Consider the following 18,233-nt stretch of genomic DNA (forward strand, 5'->3'; position numbering starts at 1 on the left):
GGCTTACGTTTTAGGATAAGCCAAACAACGTTGCAGCGGTTTCACTGCTCTGGGCCGCAACATGTTCCACTGTTTGTCCACGCAGAGTGGCCACAATGTCACACACCTCGGCCACTCGGCACGGCTCGTTCCGCCCCCCCTGATAGCCGCTAAGCGGCATGTCGGGGCTGTCGGTTTCCAGCACAAAGGCCTCGTCAGGCAGCGCCGCAGCGGTTCGCCGTAGCCGCTTGGCTCGCTCATAGGTGACGGCGCCACCCAACCCCAGTTTGAATCCCAAGTCGAGAAACTTCGTTGCTTGCTCAATGGAGCCTGAGAAGGCATGAATCAGCCCCGCCTTGGGCAGCGCCAACTGGCGAAGGCGCTTAGCGACCTTGTCGTTGGCGTGGACGCAGTGCACCACCACCGGCAGCGCATGCTGTTTGGCTAGCTTCAATTGGGCATCAAAGTAGTGCCACTGGGCTTCAAGGGTGTCGGTAAAGCGACCATCGATACCGCACTCGCCCACGGCCACCACCTTAGGGTGCTCACTGAGCAGGTTGTCCAGCGCGGCAATATCCGCCTCTTGATGCTGATCCATAAAGTAAGGGTGTAAGCCCAGGCATACCGAGGTGTCCGCTCGTGCGCCAAGCGCCAGCACCTGCTGCCAGCGGGAACGGGTGGTGCCCGGCACCACAAAGTGCGCCACACCCACTGCCTTGGCGCTCTCAAATACCTCAGTTCGATCCTTATCAAACTGGGCAAAGTCGAGATGGCAGTGGGCATCAACCAGCATGGGGCCTACCTATAAACGTTAGTGCTCGCGGGTTGGCTGGAAGCGAATGTCCGGCCAGCGCTCCTGGGTCATCTGTAAGTTAACCCGGGTAGGCGCGATATAGGTGAGGTAACCACCGCCATCAATTGCCAGGTTAGTACTGGCTTTACGCTTAAACTCTTCGAGTTTTTTAGCATCTTCACAGTAGACCCAGCGGGCGGTCTGAACGTTGACCCCTTCGTACAAGCAGTCGACCTTGTACTCCTCTTTCAAGCGGTGGGCGACCACATCGAACTGCAGGGTACCCACTGCGCCGAGAATCAGGTCGTTGTTGTCCATGGGCATAAAGACCTGGGTAGCGCCCTCTTCGGAAAGCTGCTGCAAGCCCTTTTGTAGCGCCTTCATTTTCAGCGGGTCTTTCAGCCGCACGCGCTTAAAGAGTTCAGGCGCAAAGTGGGGGATGCCGGTAAAGCGCATATCCTCACCCACGGTAAAAGTATCGCCGATCTGGATCGTACCGTGATTGTGCAGGCCGATAATATCGCCGGGCCAGGCCTCTTCTACCTGGGAACGGTCGGAGGCCATAAAGGTCAACGCATCGGCAATCTTAACGTCCTTGCCGATACGTACATGGCGCATCTTCATGTTCTTTTCGTACTTGCCTGAACAGACCCGCAAAAAAGCGATGCGGTCGCGGTGATTGGGATCCATGTTGGCCTGGATTTTAAACACGAAACCGGTGAAGCGCTCATCGTCAGACGTAACTACCCGCGTATCGGTTTCGTGGGCCTGGGGTGGCGGCGCGTACTCGACAAAACCGTCGAGCATTTCACGCACGCCAAAGTTGCCCATGGCGGTTCCGAAATAGACCGGTGAAAGCTCACCACGACGATAGGCGTCTAGATCAAACTCATGGGAGGCACCGCGCACCAGCTCGACTTCCATACGCAGCTCTTCGGCCTGATCTTCTCCCAGCACGGCATCCACTTCAGGGCTATCCAAGCCCTCAATGCGCCTATCATCAGGGATTCGGCTGCCCTGGCCCTGGGTATAAAGATGAATCACGTCGTTATAGAGGTGATAAACGCCCTTGAAGTGACGCCCCATGCCAATCGGCCAGGTCATCGGCGCACATTGAATGTTTAGGACGGTCTCGACTTCATCCATCACCTCAATGGGGTCGCGGATATCGCGGTCCATTTTGTTGATAAAGGTGAGGATCGGCGTGGTACGCAGACGACACACTTCCATCAACTTAATGGTCCGATCCTCAACGCCTTTGGCGCCGTCGATGACCATCAAGGCTGAGTCAACTGCCGTAAGCGTACGGTAGGTATCTTCAGAGAAGTCTTCGTGACCGGGCGTGTCCAGCAGGTTAACGATGCGCCCCCCGTAGGGGAACTGCATCACCGAGGTCGTTACCGAGATCCCCCGCTCCTGCTCCATCTTCATCCAGTCCGAGGTAGCGTGGCGATCGTTACGCTTGCTCTTTACCGAACCGGCTAACTGAATGGCATTACCAAACAGCAGCATCTTTTCGGTGATCGTGGTTTTACCAGCATCAGGGTGCGAAATAATAGCGAATGTCCTGCGAAGCTCGGCTTCACGGGCTAATTGAGTCTCTTTCATTGTGCCTCTTCAAATATAGGTACTCAGCGCAGCACTCAATTAGTAGTTCTCGACCAACTAGCCGCCGCGCGTTGAGCAATGTCCATTGCGGCAATTGTAACGCCTGGGAGCGGCTTTTGTCGCGGGTGGCGTCAAACGCGGACCCTGAAAGAAAGACCAAAAAAAACGCTGACCAGGTCAGCGTTTTTTATTTAAGGCACCCATAGCTTATTCAGCATAGGATTTATTAAGCGTAGGTATTTACCTGCGTGCCTACATTGCCCTCTTTCGCCAAGTCTGGCTGAGCGCCAGTGTCAGCGGAGGCCATTATTTCCGTTACTTGATCAGCTTGCGTATCCAAAGCTTCTTTGAACACCTGCATTTGAGCCTGTTCAGCGGTTTGCGCCTGGTTCATATACAGCGATGCGCTTACTGAACTACTGATACCAACATCCATATTTCCMCCTCATGGCGTGCGAATGTACCTACAAATTAGCAAAGCATTAGGTCACACGCAAAAAAATCATCATTACTACGTGTGCTTACACCTGACGCTCTCTAATACTATCGGCTTAATCATCCTGATCATTAATGAATATAGCGCTAGTTAGAACCTATCAGCGCGAAAGGGCGCCATATCAATGGCGGTAGGTTGCCCTTCCATCATATCCGCCAGCAGATGGCCTGTAGCAGGCCCTAAGGTAAATCCTTGGTGGCCATGGCCAAAGGCCAGCCATAGCCCTGGGTGCCGCGGCGCAGGCCCAATTACCGGCTTCATATCGGGCAAACAGGGCCGTGCGCCCTTCCAAGCGGCGTCATCGCAGCGCTCGCCTAGCGGGAATACGCTGCGCGCGACTTTCTCAGCTGCTGCTAATTGATTAACATCCGCAGGCGCATCCAAGCGGTCCAATTCGGCACCTGTGGTCAAACGAACGCCAGCGTTCATCGGCGCCAGCAGATAGCCGACCTCGGCATCCATAACCCAAAAATTGAGCTTTGCCGACGCCTGAGGTACGTAGTGCATGTGATAGCCACGCTTAACAAAGGTAGGAAAGTGATAGCCAAGCTCTTTTAGCCAGCTTCCCGCCCATGGACCTAGCGCCACCACGACCTCATCTACTTCTAATGTTTCGGAGGCGGTATTAACCTGCCAGCGCTCCCCCACCTGCTTAACTGACTTAATATCCGCCTGCAAAATGCGTCCGTCGTCGTTGCTAAACGCCTCCGCGTAAGCCGCAACCAGCGCACCGGGATCAGCAACGGTCCAGGGATCCAGCCAGTGAATCGCACCGATAATGGTATCGCTCAGGGAAGGCTCTTTATCCACAAGAGCCGCCCTATCCAACTGCGCGAACTCCACGCCATAAAGACGCCGCGCTTCTTCAGCCTCTTTTATCCGCGCCGCCAGCTTTTCAGGAGTGCGATAAAGCTCAAGCCACCCCTGCCTGCGCACCAGGTGCTCGGCGCCTGCGGCATCAATCATCGGGCCGTGGGTTTTTAGCGAAAGCTGAATAAGTGAGGCGTATTCCGGGACAATTTTCTGGTAAGCCTTCGGCGCCGAGTTCATCCAGTAGCGCAATAACGGGGAGGCAGCGTTAACCATCCCCGCCGTGCGATAACGAATATCTACCCGGCGATTAGGTAAGACGCTAAGTAGCGTTTTGACGTCGCGGGGAAAAGGGTACGGCCTAACCGCTTCACGCTGAATGATACCCGCATTGCCAAACGAGGTTTCACGGCCAGGCTGAAGGCGGTCCACCAGGGTGACCTCATGCCCCCGCTGGCGCAGATGCCAGGCAATGCTGACACCCACCATGCCTGCTCCCAAAACTACCGTTTGACGCGCCATTTTGATGCACTCCCTTTCACGGATTTAGAACCACATTTGAAGATCGATAACCATTTGAAAAATATCACCAATTCATCCGCATTTATATAGTCGTAAACGCTATTTTTACATCAATAAACAGCAATTAACACTGCTATAAGCGTCAAAAACGATGACTTCACTATTAGCGGCATAACAATTGCTTAGTTTCTATTAGGAAACCTAAATGGCATTCAGCTAGCGCCGCCGTAACGGTTTCTTCTCCTACCGCGCAAATCCAATAAAGCACCAAAAAGAAGCGCATGTGCACCAAAAGTTGCTAAGGAAAACATCATGCCTGCCACGCTAGATTTGCATAGCTCGCTGCTCGACACACTCTGGGTGCTATGGGCCGCTGCTCTGGTATTTGTGATGCAAGCTGGCTTTCTCTGCCTAGAGGCGGGTACTACGCGCACCAAGAACGCTATCAACGTCGCTATGAAAAACGTAGCGGACTTTGCCATTGCCGTCAGTGTTTTTTGGTTAGTCGGCTTTGGCATCATGTTTGGCGACGCCCACCACGGCTTAATCGGTACGACGCTGTTTGGTTGGCAGCTAGAAGCTTCCAGTAGCTGGGTGATTACCGTTTTTATTTTCCAGGCAATGTTTTGTGCTACCGCCGCGACCATTGTGTCGGGCTCGGTGGCAGAACGCATGCCCTTTTTAGCCTACACATGGACGGCTCTCTGGATCGCCCTACTGATCTACCCGGTATTTGGCCATTGGGCATGGGGCGGGCTTTTGGGCGGCGCAAAGGGCTGGCTAGGGTCGCTTGGGTTTGTCGATTTTGCGGGCTCGACGGTGGTGCATAGCGTGGGCGGCTGGGTAGCGCTGGCAGCCGTACTCTGTATTGGCCCACGCACTGGGCGCTTCACCCATGGCAAACCACCTACCGCCTTTCCCTCTGGCAACCTCCCCCTCGCCATGCTCGGCGCGCTGTTTATGATTTTAGGCTGGTTTGGTTTTAACGGCGGCAGCACCCTGGCGGTTACCGCGCAAATACCCGGCATAATAGCCAATACTGTTTTGGGCGCCGTTGGCGGCATTCTTTCGGGCATGTTAATGGGCCTAAGAACGCGGCGCTACGCGGACGTGATGTATGCGATTAATGGCGCCATTGCGGGCTTGGTTGCCGTCACCGCCAGCGCTCACGTGATCTCTTTATCGGCGGCATTTGGGCTGGGTGCAGTTAGCGGCGTCCTGATGGTGCTGACCAGTGAATGGCTGCTAAGCAAGCATATTGATGATGCCGTCAGCGCCATACCCTCACACCTCGTAGCGGGCATATGGGGGACGCTAGCCCTGCCTTGGGTGGCTGACTTAACGCTGCTGGATAGCGGCCTGTCTCGAGCAGCTCAGTTTGGCGCCCAGCTGCTGGGCGTTGTGGTATGCGGTGTCTGGAGCTTTGGCAGCGCCTGGCTGCTGTTTCGTATTACCCGGCGCTTCTTACCCATTCGCGTCTCACCTGAAGCAGAAAAGATGGGCCTTAACCTCGCCGAACATGGCGCTAAGAATGAGTTGAACCAACTGCTTGAGCATATGCGTCAGCATGAACAGCAGGGCGATATGCGCCAGCGAATTGACGCCGACCCGTTCACCGAAGTGGGCGAAATAGCGGCGAGCTATAATCGCGTCACCGCCGCCCTTGAACGCGCCGTTGGGCATACCCGCGTCATGCTGCGCAATCTGCGCGACGGTGTGATTACCTGGCAGGCAGACGGCACCCTGACAAGCCTCAACCCCGGCGCTGAGCAACTCTTTGAGGTAGAGGCCTTACAACTTATTGGCCAACCTGTTACGCAGCTATTGCCGGGGCGCTCCCTTATTCCTGGGGAGCGCCATGAAATCAAACGACGCTCTACAGATATGCAGGTGCGCTATCTGGAAATACAGGTGAGCGAGGGTGCCAGCGGCTCCGCATCAGAACGCTCGGGCATGGTGCGCGATATCACCGAGCGTAAACAGTTACAAGAGCAGCTAAACCGCGAGCGGGATCTAGCCCGCACCACGCTGGCCTCTATCGGGGATGGCGTGATTACCTGCGACGCCAGTGGCAACGTGACGTTTATCAATACCGAGGCTACGCGTTTAACTGGATGGACACCCGAAGAGGCCATGGATAAGCCCATCTATCTGGTGTACCAATTACGCGAAGAAGCCAGCGGTGAGCCGCTAAGCAATCCAGCCAGGCAAGTGCTCACCCAACTAACCTCGGTACACTCCACCGAACACTGCCTGCTGGTTAATCGTGAGCACGCGCGCACTCCCATCCAACACAGCGCCTCACCGATACGTTCACGCAGCGGCATTACCCTCGGCGCAGTGGTCGTTTTTCAGGATGTCAGCCTCACTCGCCAACTGACCGAACAGCTCAGCTATCAGGTCAGCCACGATAACCTAACCGACCTGCTCAATCGCCGCGCCTTCGAATCAGCGCTCACCGCGCTACTCAACCGCGACGATGGTCAACATGTGCTGTGCTACCTGGATCTTGATCAATTCAAAATCGTCAATGACAGCTGCGGCCATCTCGCGGGAGACGAACTGCTGCGCCAGGTCGCGTTAAAATTAAAAGGCCACGTGCGCAGCAGCGATATCGCCGCACGCCTGGGTGGCGATGAATTTGCTTTGTTGCTACCTGATTGCACTTTAGAGCGCGCTTTGACAATTGCAGAAGCGCTGCGCTGCGATATCGAACAGTACCGTTTTGCCTGGCAGGGACACACCTTTGGTATCGGTGTGAGCATTGGCTTKGTTGAATTAAACCCTGCTCAGCCCATGCAGTTGAGCCAGGCACTCCACGCTTCTGATGCAGCGTGCTACGTCGCAAAAGAGACCGGCCGTAATCGCATCCACTGCTATCAGCCTGACGATCATTCGTTACTGGAAAAGCACGGCGAACTTCAGTGGGCACAACGCCTGCAAAATGGCTTGGATAACGACGCTTTCCGCCTTTTCGCCCAACCCATTACAGCCGTTTGTGCCGACAGCCCTGGCTACCGCGAAATTCTGCTCCGCCTCGAAGAGCAGGGAGAGGTCATCGCGCCGGGTAGCTTTCTCCCCGCCGCTGAGCGATATCACTTTATGGTGCGTATTGACCGCTGGGTTATCCGTAACACCCTGGCCTGGCTAGGGGATCAAAACCGCCACGCAGCACTGCCGTCACATAGCCTGTGGGGTATCAATCTTTCGGGCGATTCGCTTTCTGATGCTGATTTTTGCCAGGACCTTATTAGCCAAGTTGCCAAGGCAGAGCTACCCCACGGCACGCTGTGTTTTGAAATTACCGAAAGCACCGCTATTGCCCAACTCTCCAATGTCAGTGAATTAATTGTCACCCTGAAAGAGTATGGCTGCCGCTTTGCACTGGATGACTTTGGCACCGGCGTCTCCTCTTTTAGCTACCTAAAGCAGTTGCCCGTCGATTATCTAAAAATTGACGGTAGCTTTATCCGCAATGTGCATCAGGACCCCATTGACCGGGCAATGGTTGAGGCGATTCATGCCGTTGGCAAGGCGTTGGCGATTCAGACAATTGCTGAATTTGTGGAGACCCAAGCAACGCTGGACACGCTGCACCAAATGGGCATCGACTACGCACAGGGGAATTTACTCGGCAGACCTGAACCACTCACCCATATGGCGAACCACCGCATTAAGGTGATGCCACGCTAGCGGCAGGGAAATCTAAATGCCAGAAACGCAAAAAAACCCAAGATGGGCATCGTCTCTAAGAGAAGGAAGGCAGTCACTAAAATAGGCTAGGATAAATACTGGAGGATATACCGGCTAATGGGGTGGATGATGGGACTTGAACCCACGACCACCGGAGTCACAATCCGGGGCTCTACCMCTGAGCTACACCCACCACAACCTAAAACTGGAAACGCAAATATTGTCACTGGGGTGGATGATGGGATTTGAACCCACGACCACCGGAGTCACAATCCGGGGCTCTACCCCTGAGCTACACCCACCATAGACAAACTTGCGAAACATGCTTGAAGAGATGATTCTGACAGGTTGTTACCACTGAATTAGGTGGCACGCCCAGCAGGAATCGAACCCGCAACCTACGGCTTAGAAGGCCGTTGCTCTATCCGGTTGAGCTATGGGCGCACATAAAGAATTCGGAAGAAACGAATACTGATGAGCACTAGACCACAACCAAAGCTTGGAAAAGCAAACTGCTACCTTTCGCGCTAGTTAAGTGTGGTCGGGATGGAGGGATTCGAACCCCCGACATCCTGCTCCCAAAGCAGGCGCGCTACCAGACTGCGCTACATCCCGATTTCTCACTCTAGACGCTACCGCATGGCCCGTCTCAAGCGAGGCATATATTACTATTTTTAATTTTAAAGTCAACCATTAAAGTGATTGTTAGTGAAGGCGCTTTGCCTGGATGCCCCAGCGTGCGAAAATTAGCATCTCTACGCGCTGCTGTATGAGCGCTTGGTACCAGTTTTTGTCTGAAGTGTTAGCGAACGCCGCTAGCTTTCAGACATGGCTCTTAAGACCTAGCCTTAGCTCTTTTAACATCCACAGGGATTCCATTACATGACCGCCCAACTAATCGATGGCAAAGCCATCGCTGCTACTGTCCGCCAACAGGTTGCCGAAAAGATCGCTGCACGCCGTCAAGCCGGCGGGCGGGCACCGGGACTAGCCGTGGTTGTGGTCGGGGACGATCCCGCCTCTCAAGTGTATGTCAGTAACAAGCACCGCGCCTGCGAACAGGCAGGTATTCTTTCCTTTCAGCATGCCCTGCCCGCCACGACCTCACAGCATGAGCTGGAAGCCCTGGTTGACCAGCTCAACAGCGATCCTGCCGTGGATGGCATCTTGGTTCAATTGCCGCTGCCCAAGCACCTGGATGCAGAGCCTATTTTAGAGCGTATTCTTCCTGGCAAAGACGTCGATGGCTTTCACCCTTACAACATTGGCCGTCTAGCGCAGCGTATGCCCGCCCTACGCCCTTGCACGCCGAAAGGCATCATGACCCTGCTGGCACAGAGCGATATTGCGCTACGTGGCTTAGACGCTACCGTCGTAGGCGCCTCTAACATCGTAGGCCGCCCCATGGCGCTGGAACTGATGCTGGCAGGCTGTACCACTACCGTCTGTCACCGCTTTACCCAAAATCTTGAAGCCCACGTAGGCCGCGCCGATATTTTGATTGTGGCTGTCGGTAAGCCCGGCATCGTCAAAAGTGAGTGGATTAAGCCGGGCGCTATCGTGATCGACGTGGGTATCAATCGCCAAGAAGATGGCACGCTAAAAGGCGACCTCGACTTTGCTGCTGCTGCCGAACGCGCCAGCTTTATCACCCCGGTACCGGGTGGTGTGGGGCCGATGACGGTGGCAACGCTGCTGGAAAATACCCTGGAAGCCGCTGAGCAGCACGATTTAGCCCAACAGGCATAGCCAATTCCGGCATTATCAAATCATTTATCTAGGAGCATGGCGCAGTGAAGCGTATTGGTATTATTGGCGCAATGGCGCAGGAAGTGAGCACCCTGGTGGGTCAGTTGGACGCCCCCCAACGCTATGAGCACGCCGGTTTTGTCTTTCATACCGGCATGCGTTACGGCCTCGAAGTCATTGTGCTGCAGTCAGGGATTGGCAAAGTCAATGCCGCGGTGGGCACGGCTATTCTATTAGAGCGCCACCAGCCCGACGCTATTATCAACACCGGTTCAGCCGGAGGCTTTGCCACCGATTTAAACATTGGCGATGTAATTATTTCAGATGAAGTGCGTCACCATGACGTTGACGCCGTGGTGTTTGGGTATGAAATAGGCCAAGTGCCAGGGATGCCCGCCGCCTATTTAGCCGACACAGCGCTGCGAGAAGTCGCGCGTAACGCCATCGCCTCGTTAGGCGAAGTCCAAGTGCGCGAAGGCTTGATTGCCACTGGCGACGCCTTTATGTCCGACCCTGCCCGGGTAGACGCGACCCGCGCCCTGTTCCCCAGCATGCTGGCGGTAGAGATGGAGGGCGCCGCCATTGCCCAAACGTGCCACCTCTACCAGTGCCCTTTCGTGGTTATCCGCGCGCTCTCTGACATTCCCGGCAGTGGCGACAACCACCTCTCCTTCGATGAGTTTCTGGAGGTGGCTGCTGACCACTCGTCACGCATGGTGGATCAAATGCTAAAGCAGCTCGGTAACGTCTAACAGGGCGCTAAACGCTTGATGCCGTCGACGGTTAAAGCGTCGACGGCAGCCATCTCCCTAAGACTTAATCGCCCAGCCCAGCGACTCCCCCGCCAGTAGGGGAATAATTGTTTCCCCCTGGGCGTAAGCGTAGCTTTCCGGCAACGTCCACGCGCGGCGCTCCAGCGTAATGGTGTCGGGATTAGGCGATAGCCCATAAAAGCGCGGCCCATTAAGACTGGCAAAGGCTTCCAGCTTATCCAAAGCATCCATTTCATCGAAAGCGGCGGTGTAAAGCTCAATGGCCGCGGGAGCGGTATAGGCACCGGCACAACCGCAGCTTGACTCTTTAGCACCCTGGGAGTGGGGCGCGCTATCGGTGCCCAAAAAGAATTTGTGGCTGCCGCTGGTGGCTGCTTTTAGCAGCGCCTGGCGATGCTGCTCACGCTTTAGAATCGGCAGACAGTAGTAGTGAGGACGAATACCCCCTACCAGCATCTTGTTACGGTTAAACAGCAAGTGATGGGCGGTAATGGTGGCGGCCACGTTATCCGGTGCCTGGGCAACAAACTCAGCGGCCTGCTGGGTGGTAATATGCTCACACACTACTTTCAGCGTCGGGTGACGCTCCAACAACGGTTTCATCACGGTTTCAATAAACACCGCTTCGCGATCAAAAATATCGATCTCGGCATGGGTGACCTCACCGTGCACCAAGAGAGGCATACCGACCTTAGCCATCATCTTGATAGTGGCGTCACAATGCGCCAAATCGGTTACCCCAGAGTCAGAATTAGTGGTTGCCCCAGCAGGATAAAGCTTCACCGCTTTAACAATGCCACTTTGCGCCGCACGCTCAATCTCTTCGGGTGGTGTTGTATCGGTCAGATAGAGCACCATTAAGGGTTCGAAGGCACTGCCCGCGGGCAAGGCTGCGAGAATCCGCTGTCGGTATTCAAGCGCCTGGGCCGTCGTGGTAATCGGCGGAGTGAGATTGGGCATAATGATCGCCCGCCCCATCTGCGCAGCGGTATGGCCGACGACTGCTTTTAGCGCCTCACCATCGCGCAAGTGAAGGTGCCAATCGTCGGGGCGGGTCAGTGTCACAGTGTCCACGGCAAGTCCTGTAGTGGTGTTAAATCGGGTAAAATGCAGTGCGCACAGTATACGCAATTGTGCGAGGGGATAAATCCGCTACTCATGCGTCCACACCTATGCCCAAGTGTCGTATCATTACGGCGCTGTTCTAAGACCCAGGTCACACCACTAGTTTTTGACGCTAAGGATTCGGTTGTTTATGCAGAACGTGCGGCGCTATGCGGACATTATTGCCAGCCTGGAAGGATTGATGTGGCTAAGCCTCGCTTGGTCGATTTCGCTCTCCGTTCATATCGGCAGTACCGAACCCACTCTCGCCAGTTTACTGGTGATTGGTGCTTTGGTGGTTTTCTGCTGGGCTCATCGGCCCTTGCGTTATTTGCTGCGCCGCTACCATATCCGCAAACGTCGCACCGATATGTGGATCCACACCCTGGCTTTGCCGCTGCTGCTGGCGATGTTCTTCCACATAATGATTGACGCTTTACTGGGTGGTGCTTGGTTACCACCTAAAATGTTGCTGTTCAATATTTTGGCGTCTGCAGGCTGGACAACCTACGTCATGACCCTCTTAATTAAATTTGTCATTCATGGCTTTAAAGCCAAGAAGAAGCAAGCCTAACATGCCGACCGCCCTCCCCCTTCCGCTGTCTACGCCTAACCGCAACTTGGTGCGGCTAACGATTGTGCGCGGCATCACCTGGACTGGTTTTTTACTGGCCATTGTGGTCGGCGTTGAACTACTTGCTTTCGACTTGCCAGTGACGGCCGTGGTGAGTGTGGTCATTTCCATGGGCGTACTCAATATCGCCACCTGGTGGCGCCTGGGCCGCCCCCGCGCGGTGACGCATCTTGAGTACTTGTTACACTTACTAGCCGACATTACCGGCTTGACGCTGCTGTTCTACTTCTCGGGTGGCTCTACCAACCCCTTTATTACCTACTATCTGGTGCCGGTTACCATCGCTGCCGCCACACTGCCCTGGCGCCATGCCTGGATCATTGCCGCCTGCTCCATGGCGGGTTACACCTTTTTAATGTTTTCCTATCACCCCATCCCTCAGCTGGGCCATATCAACAGTGACAGCCCCCTAAGCCTGCATATATTAGGCATGTGGCTTAACTTTGGTCTCTCTGCGGGCCTGGTGACGTTCTTTATTTATAAAATGGCGCACGCGCTGCGTAGCCGTGATCAAGCGCTCTCCCGCACGAGGGAAGCCGCCCTACGTAATGAGCAAGTGCTAGCGGTGGCTACACAAGCCGCAGGCACCGCCCATGAACTGGGCACCCCATTGTCTACTATGGCTGTCCTTCTCAAAGAAATGCAGGCTGACGCCCCCGCCGATTCGGTGCTTGATCAGGACATTAACTTATTGCGCCAGCAGGTAGACGTATGCAAATCACGCCTGCAAAATTTGGTTTCTAACGCTGATCGGCGACGCATGGCCGAACCCGAGGTACTCGACGCGGAAGTGTGGCTAGCAGGCGTTGCGCAGCGCTGGCTGGTGCTTCGCCCGGATGTGAGCCATCAATTCGATGTGGCGGAGAAGCGCGGCAGGCCCTGGCTTGCTGTCGACGCCACCCTCGACCAAGCGTTGACCAATTTGCTCAACAACGCCGCTGACGCCAACCCAGAGCACATTGCTATTCGCTTAGACTGGCAGGGGGAGAGCGTGGTGATCGATATTAGAGATCACGGCCCAGGCGTTGCCATGTCAATTGCCGATCAGTTGGGTGAGACGTTTATTTCGACTAAAAGCAAGGGCATGGGTATCGGCTTGTTTTTAACCCATGCCACCATCAATCGCTTTGGTGGCGGTGTTAGCCTGTATAATCACCCGGAAGGGGGTACGCTAACAGAAGTTACGCTGCCTCGCTGCGCGGCACCCAATTAGACGCGCCCGCCCCAAGCACCGCCAGTAAGGATTGAGGACAACATGCAAACGCGAGAGCAACGCCTGCTGATCATTGATGACGATGAAATGTTTTGCCATGTGCTGAATCGTGCCCTAACGCGCCGTGGTTACGACGTCATCGTTGCCCACGATGCAGAGCAGGCTCTGACCCTGGCAGCGCAGTATTCACCTGCCATGGCGACCCTTGATTTAAAGCTGGAAAACAGCTCAGGCTTAAAGCTGCTTCCCGAGCTGCTTGCCACCGTACCCCAGTGTCGCATTGTGGTGCTAACGGGCTACTCAAGCATTGCCACAGCCGTTGAGGCAATGAAACTTGGCGCGGTTAATTACTTGTGTAAACCGGTGGATGCCGATGATGTTTTAATCGCTTTTGAGCGCCAAACTGGCGACCCGGATATTGAGCTCGCTGACAACCCGCCCTCGATTAACCGCATCACCTGGGAGCATATTCAGAAAGTGCTGCAGGAGCATGATGGCAATATATCTGCCACCGCACGGGCGCTGGGCATGCACCGCCGCACCCTTCAGCGCAAATTACAAAAACGCCCCGTACGTCGTTAAAGCCTGAAAAAAGCCATCTCGCCAACCACACAAGGTCATTGGCGAGGCCAGGCTGATGACTTAATGTGCCGTCCAGCCTAAATCGATATTAAAGCTCGATCCGGTCACGGCGCCGGCAGCGTCAGATGCCAGGTAAGCGACTAACTGCGCCACTTCTTCAGGCTCGATCAAGCGCTTGATCGCCGCCTGTTTGAGCATGACCTTTTCGATCACTTCCTGCTCATCCATACCGTGCAATTTAGCTTGGTCGGCGATTTGGTTGTCCACCAGCGGGGTTTTAACATAGGCAGGACACACGGCATTAGCAGTAATGCCTTGCTCACCGCCCTCCAGCGCCGCCGTTTTGGTCAAACCGATCATACCGTGCTTGGCACTGATATACGCCGCTTTACCCGGCGAAGCCACTTGGGCATGTATCGAGGCCACGTTAACAACTCGCCCCCAGCCTTTTTCACGCATATGCGGCCATGCCGCCTGGGTCAGCAAGAAAGGCGCCGTCAGCATCAGATCGATGATTTGACGCCACTTCTCTTCAGGGAAGGTCTCGATTGAAGCAACATGCTGAATCCCAGCATTATTGACCAAGATATCTACGCCGCCAAAACGCTTAACCGCATCGGCCACCGCCGCACGGCAGGCATCAGGGTCGGTTAGGTCAGCTTCAAAAAAAGCCGCTCCGGCTTTTTCTGCGATCGCCTTACCCGCCGGATTAAAGTCGACGGCGAGCACTTGATGGCCCAGTTCGCAAAAGTGCTTAACCACGGCGGCACCGATGCCACTGCTGGTACCGGTGACTAGCGCAACTCGCGGCGTTGTAACGGCTTGGGAAGTCATAGGCCATTCCTTTTTCACTACGTAGATGGAAGGTACTGTCTGTAGAAACCCTGTCAGTATAGCTGCCTACACTTAGGCGTTGAGCTCTTTGGCAGGTTGCATTAAACGCGCCATCATTTGCTGTGCCAGCCTTGCAGCCTCCTGCATGCTCTCAAGTTCGCCCAAATCATGCAAAATGGCGCGCTTATAGAGCTTATAACCGCCTGGCAAACGCTCTAGGGATACTTTATAGGCACCTGACGGTAGCGAGAGCGTTAGCGTATCCGCCAAAGGCTCAGTAAGCAGCGATTGATCAGGTAACAAGACTAACCACAGCTCACAAGGCGTAATCAACGCCCCCACCCTATGCTCAGCGCCATGATGCTGAAAGCATAGCGCATCAACCCCTAAACGCGGGTTCCAGCCACTCCTTTGTTTAATGGCGGGTAAGTGGACATCGCGGTACGCCTTCGCCAGTGCAGTAAGGAAAGTGTATTCGTCAGTGGTAAGCATTTGCATAGACTTGTTCGTTTTTCCAGATGATAACGGGCATTAATGGTTCATGTAGCGAGCTGCTATTGGCGAAACGTGCTCTGCTCAGCCACAATGGGCGCAAATTTATCGCTTAGCCAACGGCTATTTTCCACTCAGTTACTGCCCACTTGGTAACTTAATCTGCTTATCGTAAAGGAGCGCCAGCTATGTTTGTGGTTATTTTTGGTCGAATGTCATGCCCCTTCTGTGTGCGTGCAAAACAACTTGCCGAGCACTTGGAAAAAGTCGGCAAAATTGAGGGTTATCGCTATGTCGATATGCCTTCAGAAGGCGTAACTAAGGAAGATATCGCCAAAACGGCAGGCAAACCCATTCACACAGTGCCGCAGGTGTTTGTCGATCAAGCCCATGTGGGCGGCTTTACTGAATTTGATCAGTTTGTGCGCGACCAGCAGTTGCTTGCCGTTTAACCGCTCGTTAATACCCGTTGAACCCTTGCTTATCTCGCTTGCCTATACTTAGCAGTTATTAAATGGCTCACGCTAGGTGTGCCACCTTGGGCAAGGAGTTCACCATGCAGCGTCAGGAGTTTGTTCAGCAGCTGTGGCTTKACTATGTACATACCCATCCCGATGTCGGCGCTCTTCGGCTGTGGCCACTAGCAACCGCAGCCGAATATCTAACCTTAGTCACGCTTAATTACGGCCCCTTTGCCGCCACCGCAGTCAGCGGCAACTTAGCCCATATGGGTTACCGCGCTATCGGCCACTACGCCATGGCTGACAAGGGTTTGCTGGTGCATTTACTCGCGCCGAGTGACGGCGGTAGCTGGCTGGTGCTGGCAGAACTGCAAATTGGCACATTATCCAAGGCGCCACGGGAAGCCATCGAAGGACTCGTACGGCAATCGCATCCCCAGGATTGCAAGGGCCATAACTTACTCTGCCGGGGTCGCCCTTGGCCAATGCCTAGCTGGGCGCTTTATCAACAGCTGCAGCAAGCGCACCCCTTGGCTGCCTGGATAGCCGTCATGGGTCCCCGCCTGCATCACGCCGGCTTTGATTGTGGCCAGCTTGGCGAACCCTTGGCAGTCTTGGATCAACGCCTCAACGAGGTAGGCATGCCCAGCCTACAGGGGCAGCAGAACGGCGTTTTTACAGTATCTTCACTGCTTGATCACCGCTTCTACCCCACTACGCCGCAAAAAATGGTGTTCGCCGATGGTGATGAACACCGTCTCTGCCTGGGCGGCCTGGCATTAGTCCAAAAACACGTTGAAGATAACCACGAGCGTATTGCCGATGTCTTGCTACCCCACCACACGCGCTGCGAGATGGCATAAGACGCTAGCGACAAAAACGCTAGCGTCTCACAGAGCTGCCTATTCAAGCGCTACGCCAATAGAGGAGGGGCTTATTCGGCATCAAACGTCATTTCAGGAACATTGTCAGGCACAATTAACTTGCCCGCCGTTTTCTCGACGATCTCCTCAACGCTTACGCCCGGGGCGCGCTCCTTGAGAATAAAGGCACCGTCTTTGATTTCAAGATAGGCGAGATCCGTCAAGACGCGGTTAATGCAGCCTGCGCCGGTTAGCGGCAGTTCGCATTTTTCCAACAGTTTGGACTCGCCATGCTTGGAGGCGTGCGTCATGGTACAAATAATGTTTTCAGCACCGGCAACCAAGTCCATGGCGCCGCCCATGCCTTTGATCAATTTACCGGGAATCATCCATGAGGCGATATTGCCCTGCTGATCCACCTCAAAAGCACCCAGCACAGTGAGATCGACATGACCGCCGCGAATCATGGCAAACGATTCTGCTGAAGAAAAAATCGCTGCTCCGGGACGGGCTGTGACGGTCTCTTTACCCGCATTAATCATATCTGAATCGAGTTCTTCTTCGCTGGGATAACGACCCATCCCCAGCAGCCCGTTTTCGGATTGCAGCATGACATCAATGCCATCCGGGATGTAGTTGGCAACCAGGGTAGGAATGCCAATGCCCAAGTTAACGTAAAAACCATCTTGAAGTTCGCGGGCGACACGCTGAGCCATCTGTTCTCGTGTTAAAGCCATGGTGATTTCCTCTTACTAAATCGTTAAATGAGAAGCGAATGAGACGTTTGAAGCCGTGGTGCGTTAACTGCGCACCGTGCGTTTTTCAATCCGCTTTTCAAACGTGCCTTGAATAATCCGATCCACATAAATGCCTGGGGTATGGATCTGGCTAGGCTCAAGCTCACCCGGCTCAACGATTTCTTCAACTTCCACCACGGTGATTTTTCCCGCGGTGGCGGCCATGGGGTTAAAATTTTGGGCCGTATGGCGATACATCACATTGCCATAGCGATCCGCCTTCCAGCCTTTTACTATGGCGAAGTCACCGACAATGGCTTCCTCTAAAATACAGTGACGCCCGTTAAACTCGCGAACCTCTTTGCCGTCACCAATCGGCGTGCCGTAGCCAGTGGCGGTGTAAAAAGCGGGAATGCCCGCGCCGCCCGCGCGCATTTTTTCAGCTAGCGTACCTTGCGGCGTTAGCACCACCTCAATTTCATCGTTGAGCATCTGCTTCTCAAATAAGGCATTTTCACCTACATAAGAGGCCAGAATCTTACTGATTTGACGATCTTCAAGCAGTATCCCCAAGCCAAAGCCATCGACACCGCAGTTATTGGACACCACGGTGAGATCATTGACACCGCGGCGTTTGATTTCGGCAATCAGGTTTTCGGGAATACCGCAAAGACCGAAGCCACCAGCGATTACGGTCATACCGCTCTCGATGCCTTCCATTGCCTCTTCGTAGGAAGCTACACGCTTATCGAATCCTGCCATTGTGGTACCTCACATTGTTGTAGGTAATACGTGTTGTAGGTGATACGTGAACTGAATCTTACGATAGTGCCAGTGTTGTGCGAGATGATATATTTGTTAAGTTTGTTTTTCTTATCAATTTATTTTTA

At 54.4% G+C, this 18,233-nt stretch carries 17 protein-coding genes and 4 tRNA genes; 8 read left to right on the plus strand and 13 right to left on the minus strand.

Annotated elements, in window-relative coordinates:
• Positions 1-10: 10 nt before the first annotated feature.
• The 4 genes from HALO_RS12570 to HALO_RS12585 form a co-directional block, all read right to left on the minus strand.
• Positions 11-772 (minus strand): TatD family hydrolase, encoded by a 762-nt coding sequence (locus HALO_RS12570; RefSeq protein WP_035579209.1) that lies wholly within the window; start codon positions 770-772, stop codon positions 11-13.
• 18 nt (positions 773-790) lie between these two features.
• On the minus strand, positions 791-2,380 hold the full coding sequence (prfC, locus tag HALO_RS12575; protein WP_035579207.1) for a peptide chain release factor 3: 1,590 nt from the start codon (positions 2,378-2,380) through the stop codon (positions 791-793).
• A 226-nt stretch (positions 2,381-2,606) separates the two neighbouring features.
• Positions 2,607-2,816, minus strand: coding sequence for a putative motility protein (locus tag HALO_RS12580; protein WP_035579205.1), 210 nt, complete (start codon positions 2,814-2,816; stop codon positions 2,607-2,609).
• 150 nt (positions 2,817-2,966) lie between these two features.
• Complete coding sequence (locus HALO_RS12585) at positions 2,967-4,208, minus strand: NAD(P)/FAD-dependent oxidoreductase (RefSeq protein WP_035579203.1); 1,242 nt, start codon at positions 4,206-4,208, stop codon at positions 2,967-2,969.
• 312 nt (positions 4,209-4,520) lie between these two features.
• On the opposite strand from HALO_RS12585, the gene amt reads away from it, so the two are divergent.
• On the plus strand, positions 4,521-7,901 hold the full coding sequence (gene amt / locus HALO_RS12590; protein WP_050713496.1) for an ammonium transporter: 3,381 nt from the start codon (positions 4,521-4,523) through the stop codon (positions 7,899-7,901).
• A gap of 118 nt (positions 7,902-8,019) precedes the next feature.
• Here amt and HALO_RS12595 read toward each other — a convergent pair.
• From HALO_RS12595 to HALO_RS12610, 4 genes are all read right to left on the minus strand, one after another.
• Positions 8,020-8,094, minus strand: a tRNA-His gene (locus HALO_RS12595).
• Between the two features lie 34 nt (positions 8,095-8,128).
• A tRNA-His gene (locus tag HALO_RS12600) sits at positions 8,129-8,203 on the minus strand.
• A gap of 65 nt (positions 8,204-8,268) precedes the next feature.
• Positions 8,269-8,345 (minus strand) — tRNA-Arg (locus HALO_RS12605).
• Positions 8,346-8,439: 94 nt separating this feature from the next.
• A tRNA-Pro gene (locus tag HALO_RS12610) sits at positions 8,440-8,516 on the minus strand.
• Between the two features lie 267 nt (positions 8,517-8,783).
• Between HALO_RS12610 and folD the strand changes: the two genes are divergently transcribed.
• A complete protein-coding gene (folD, locus tag HALO_RS12615; RefSeq protein WP_035579197.1) occupies positions 8,784-9,650 on the plus strand; it encodes a bifunctional methylenetetrahydrofolate dehydrogenase/methenyltetrahydrofolate cyclohydrolase FolD in 867 nt (288 codons plus the stop codon).
• Positions 9,651-9,694: 44 nt separating this feature from the next.
• Entirely contained in the window at positions 9,695-10,402 is a 708-nt protein-coding gene (gene mtnN / locus HALO_RS12620) for a 5'-methylthioadenosine/S-adenosylhomocysteine nucleosidase (RefSeq protein ID WP_035579194.1), read from the plus strand.
• Between the two features lie 57 nt (positions 10,403-10,459).
• Here mtnN and pyrC read toward each other — a convergent pair whose 3' ends face one another.
• Complete coding sequence (gene pyrC, locus HALO_RS12625) at positions 10,460-11,497, minus strand: dihydroorotase (RefSeq protein WP_035579190.1); 1,038 nt, start codon at positions 11,495-11,497, stop codon at positions 10,460-10,462.
• Between the two features lie 181 nt (positions 11,498-11,678).
• Here pyrC and HALO_RS12630 point away from each other — a divergent pair, with 181 nt between their 5' ends.
• From HALO_RS12630 to HALO_RS12640, 3 genes are read left to right on the plus strand one after another with little or no spacing between them, the layout of a single operon-like run.
• Positions 11,679-12,101 (plus strand): hypothetical protein, encoded by a 423-nt coding sequence (locus HALO_RS12630; RefSeq protein WP_035579188.1) that lies wholly within the window; start codon positions 11,679-11,681, stop codon positions 12,099-12,101.
• A 1-nt stretch (position 12,102) separates the two neighbouring features.
• A complete protein-coding gene (locus HALO_RS12635; RefSeq protein WP_035579187.1) occupies positions 12,103-13,374 on the plus strand; it encodes an ATP-binding protein in 1,272 nt (423 codons plus the stop codon).
• A 42-nt stretch (positions 13,375-13,416) separates the two neighbouring features.
• On the plus strand, positions 13,417-13,956 hold the full coding sequence (locus HALO_RS12640) for a response regulator transcription factor (RefSeq protein WP_035579185.1): 540 nt from the start codon (positions 13,417-13,419) through the stop codon (positions 13,954-13,956).
• Positions 13,957-14,016: 60 nt separating this feature from the next.
• Here HALO_RS12640 and HALO_RS12645 read toward each other — a convergent pair whose 3' ends face one another.
• Together HALO_RS12645 and hybE are read right to left on the minus strand one after the other, a co-directional pair.
• Complete coding sequence (locus HALO_RS12645; protein WP_035579183.1) at positions 14,017-14,790, minus strand: 3-hydroxybutyrate dehydrogenase; 774 nt, start codon at positions 14,788-14,790, stop codon at positions 14,017-14,019.
• A 72-nt stretch (positions 14,791-14,862) separates the two neighbouring features.
• A complete protein-coding gene (gene hybE / locus HALO_RS12650) occupies positions 14,863-15,288 on the minus strand; it encodes a [NiFe]-hydrogenase assembly chaperone HybE (protein WP_035579181.1) in 426 nt (141 codons plus the stop codon).
• A 182-nt stretch (positions 15,289-15,470) separates the two neighbouring features.
• On the opposite strand from hybE, the gene HALO_RS12655 reads away from it, so the two are divergent.
• On the plus strand, positions 15,471-15,734 hold the full coding sequence (locus HALO_RS12655; RefSeq protein ID WP_035579179.1) for a GrxA family glutaredoxin: 264 nt from the start codon (positions 15,471-15,473) through the stop codon (positions 15,732-15,734).
• 104 nt (positions 15,735-15,838) lie between these two features.
• Positions 15,839-16,606: a DUF1338 family protein gene (locus HALO_RS12660; RefSeq protein WP_050713497.1), complete on the plus strand. Its 768-nt coding sequence runs from the start codon at positions 15,839-15,841 to the stop codon at positions 16,604-16,606.
• A 71-nt stretch (positions 16,607-16,677) separates the two neighbouring features.
• On the opposite strand, the gene HALO_RS12665 is transcribed toward HALO_RS12660, so the two are convergent.
• Together HALO_RS12665 and HALO_RS12670 are read right to left on the minus strand one after the other, a co-directional pair.
• Positions 16,678-17,343 (minus strand): CoA transferase subunit B, encoded by a 666-nt coding sequence (locus tag HALO_RS12665; protein WP_035579176.1) that lies wholly within the window; start codon positions 17,341-17,343, stop codon positions 16,678-16,680.
• A 63-nt stretch (positions 17,344-17,406) separates the two neighbouring features.
• On the minus strand, positions 17,407-18,105 hold the full coding sequence (locus HALO_RS12670) for a CoA transferase subunit A (protein WP_035579173.1): 699 nt from the start codon (positions 18,103-18,105) through the stop codon (positions 17,407-17,409).
• Positions 18,106-18,233: the final 128 nt, after the last annotated feature.

The organism is Halomonas sp. R57-5, assembly GCF_900070345.1.
Taxonomy (GTDB): Bacteria; Pseudomonadota; Gammaproteobacteria; order Pseudomonadales; family Halomonadaceae; genus Vreelandella; species Vreelandella ventosae_B.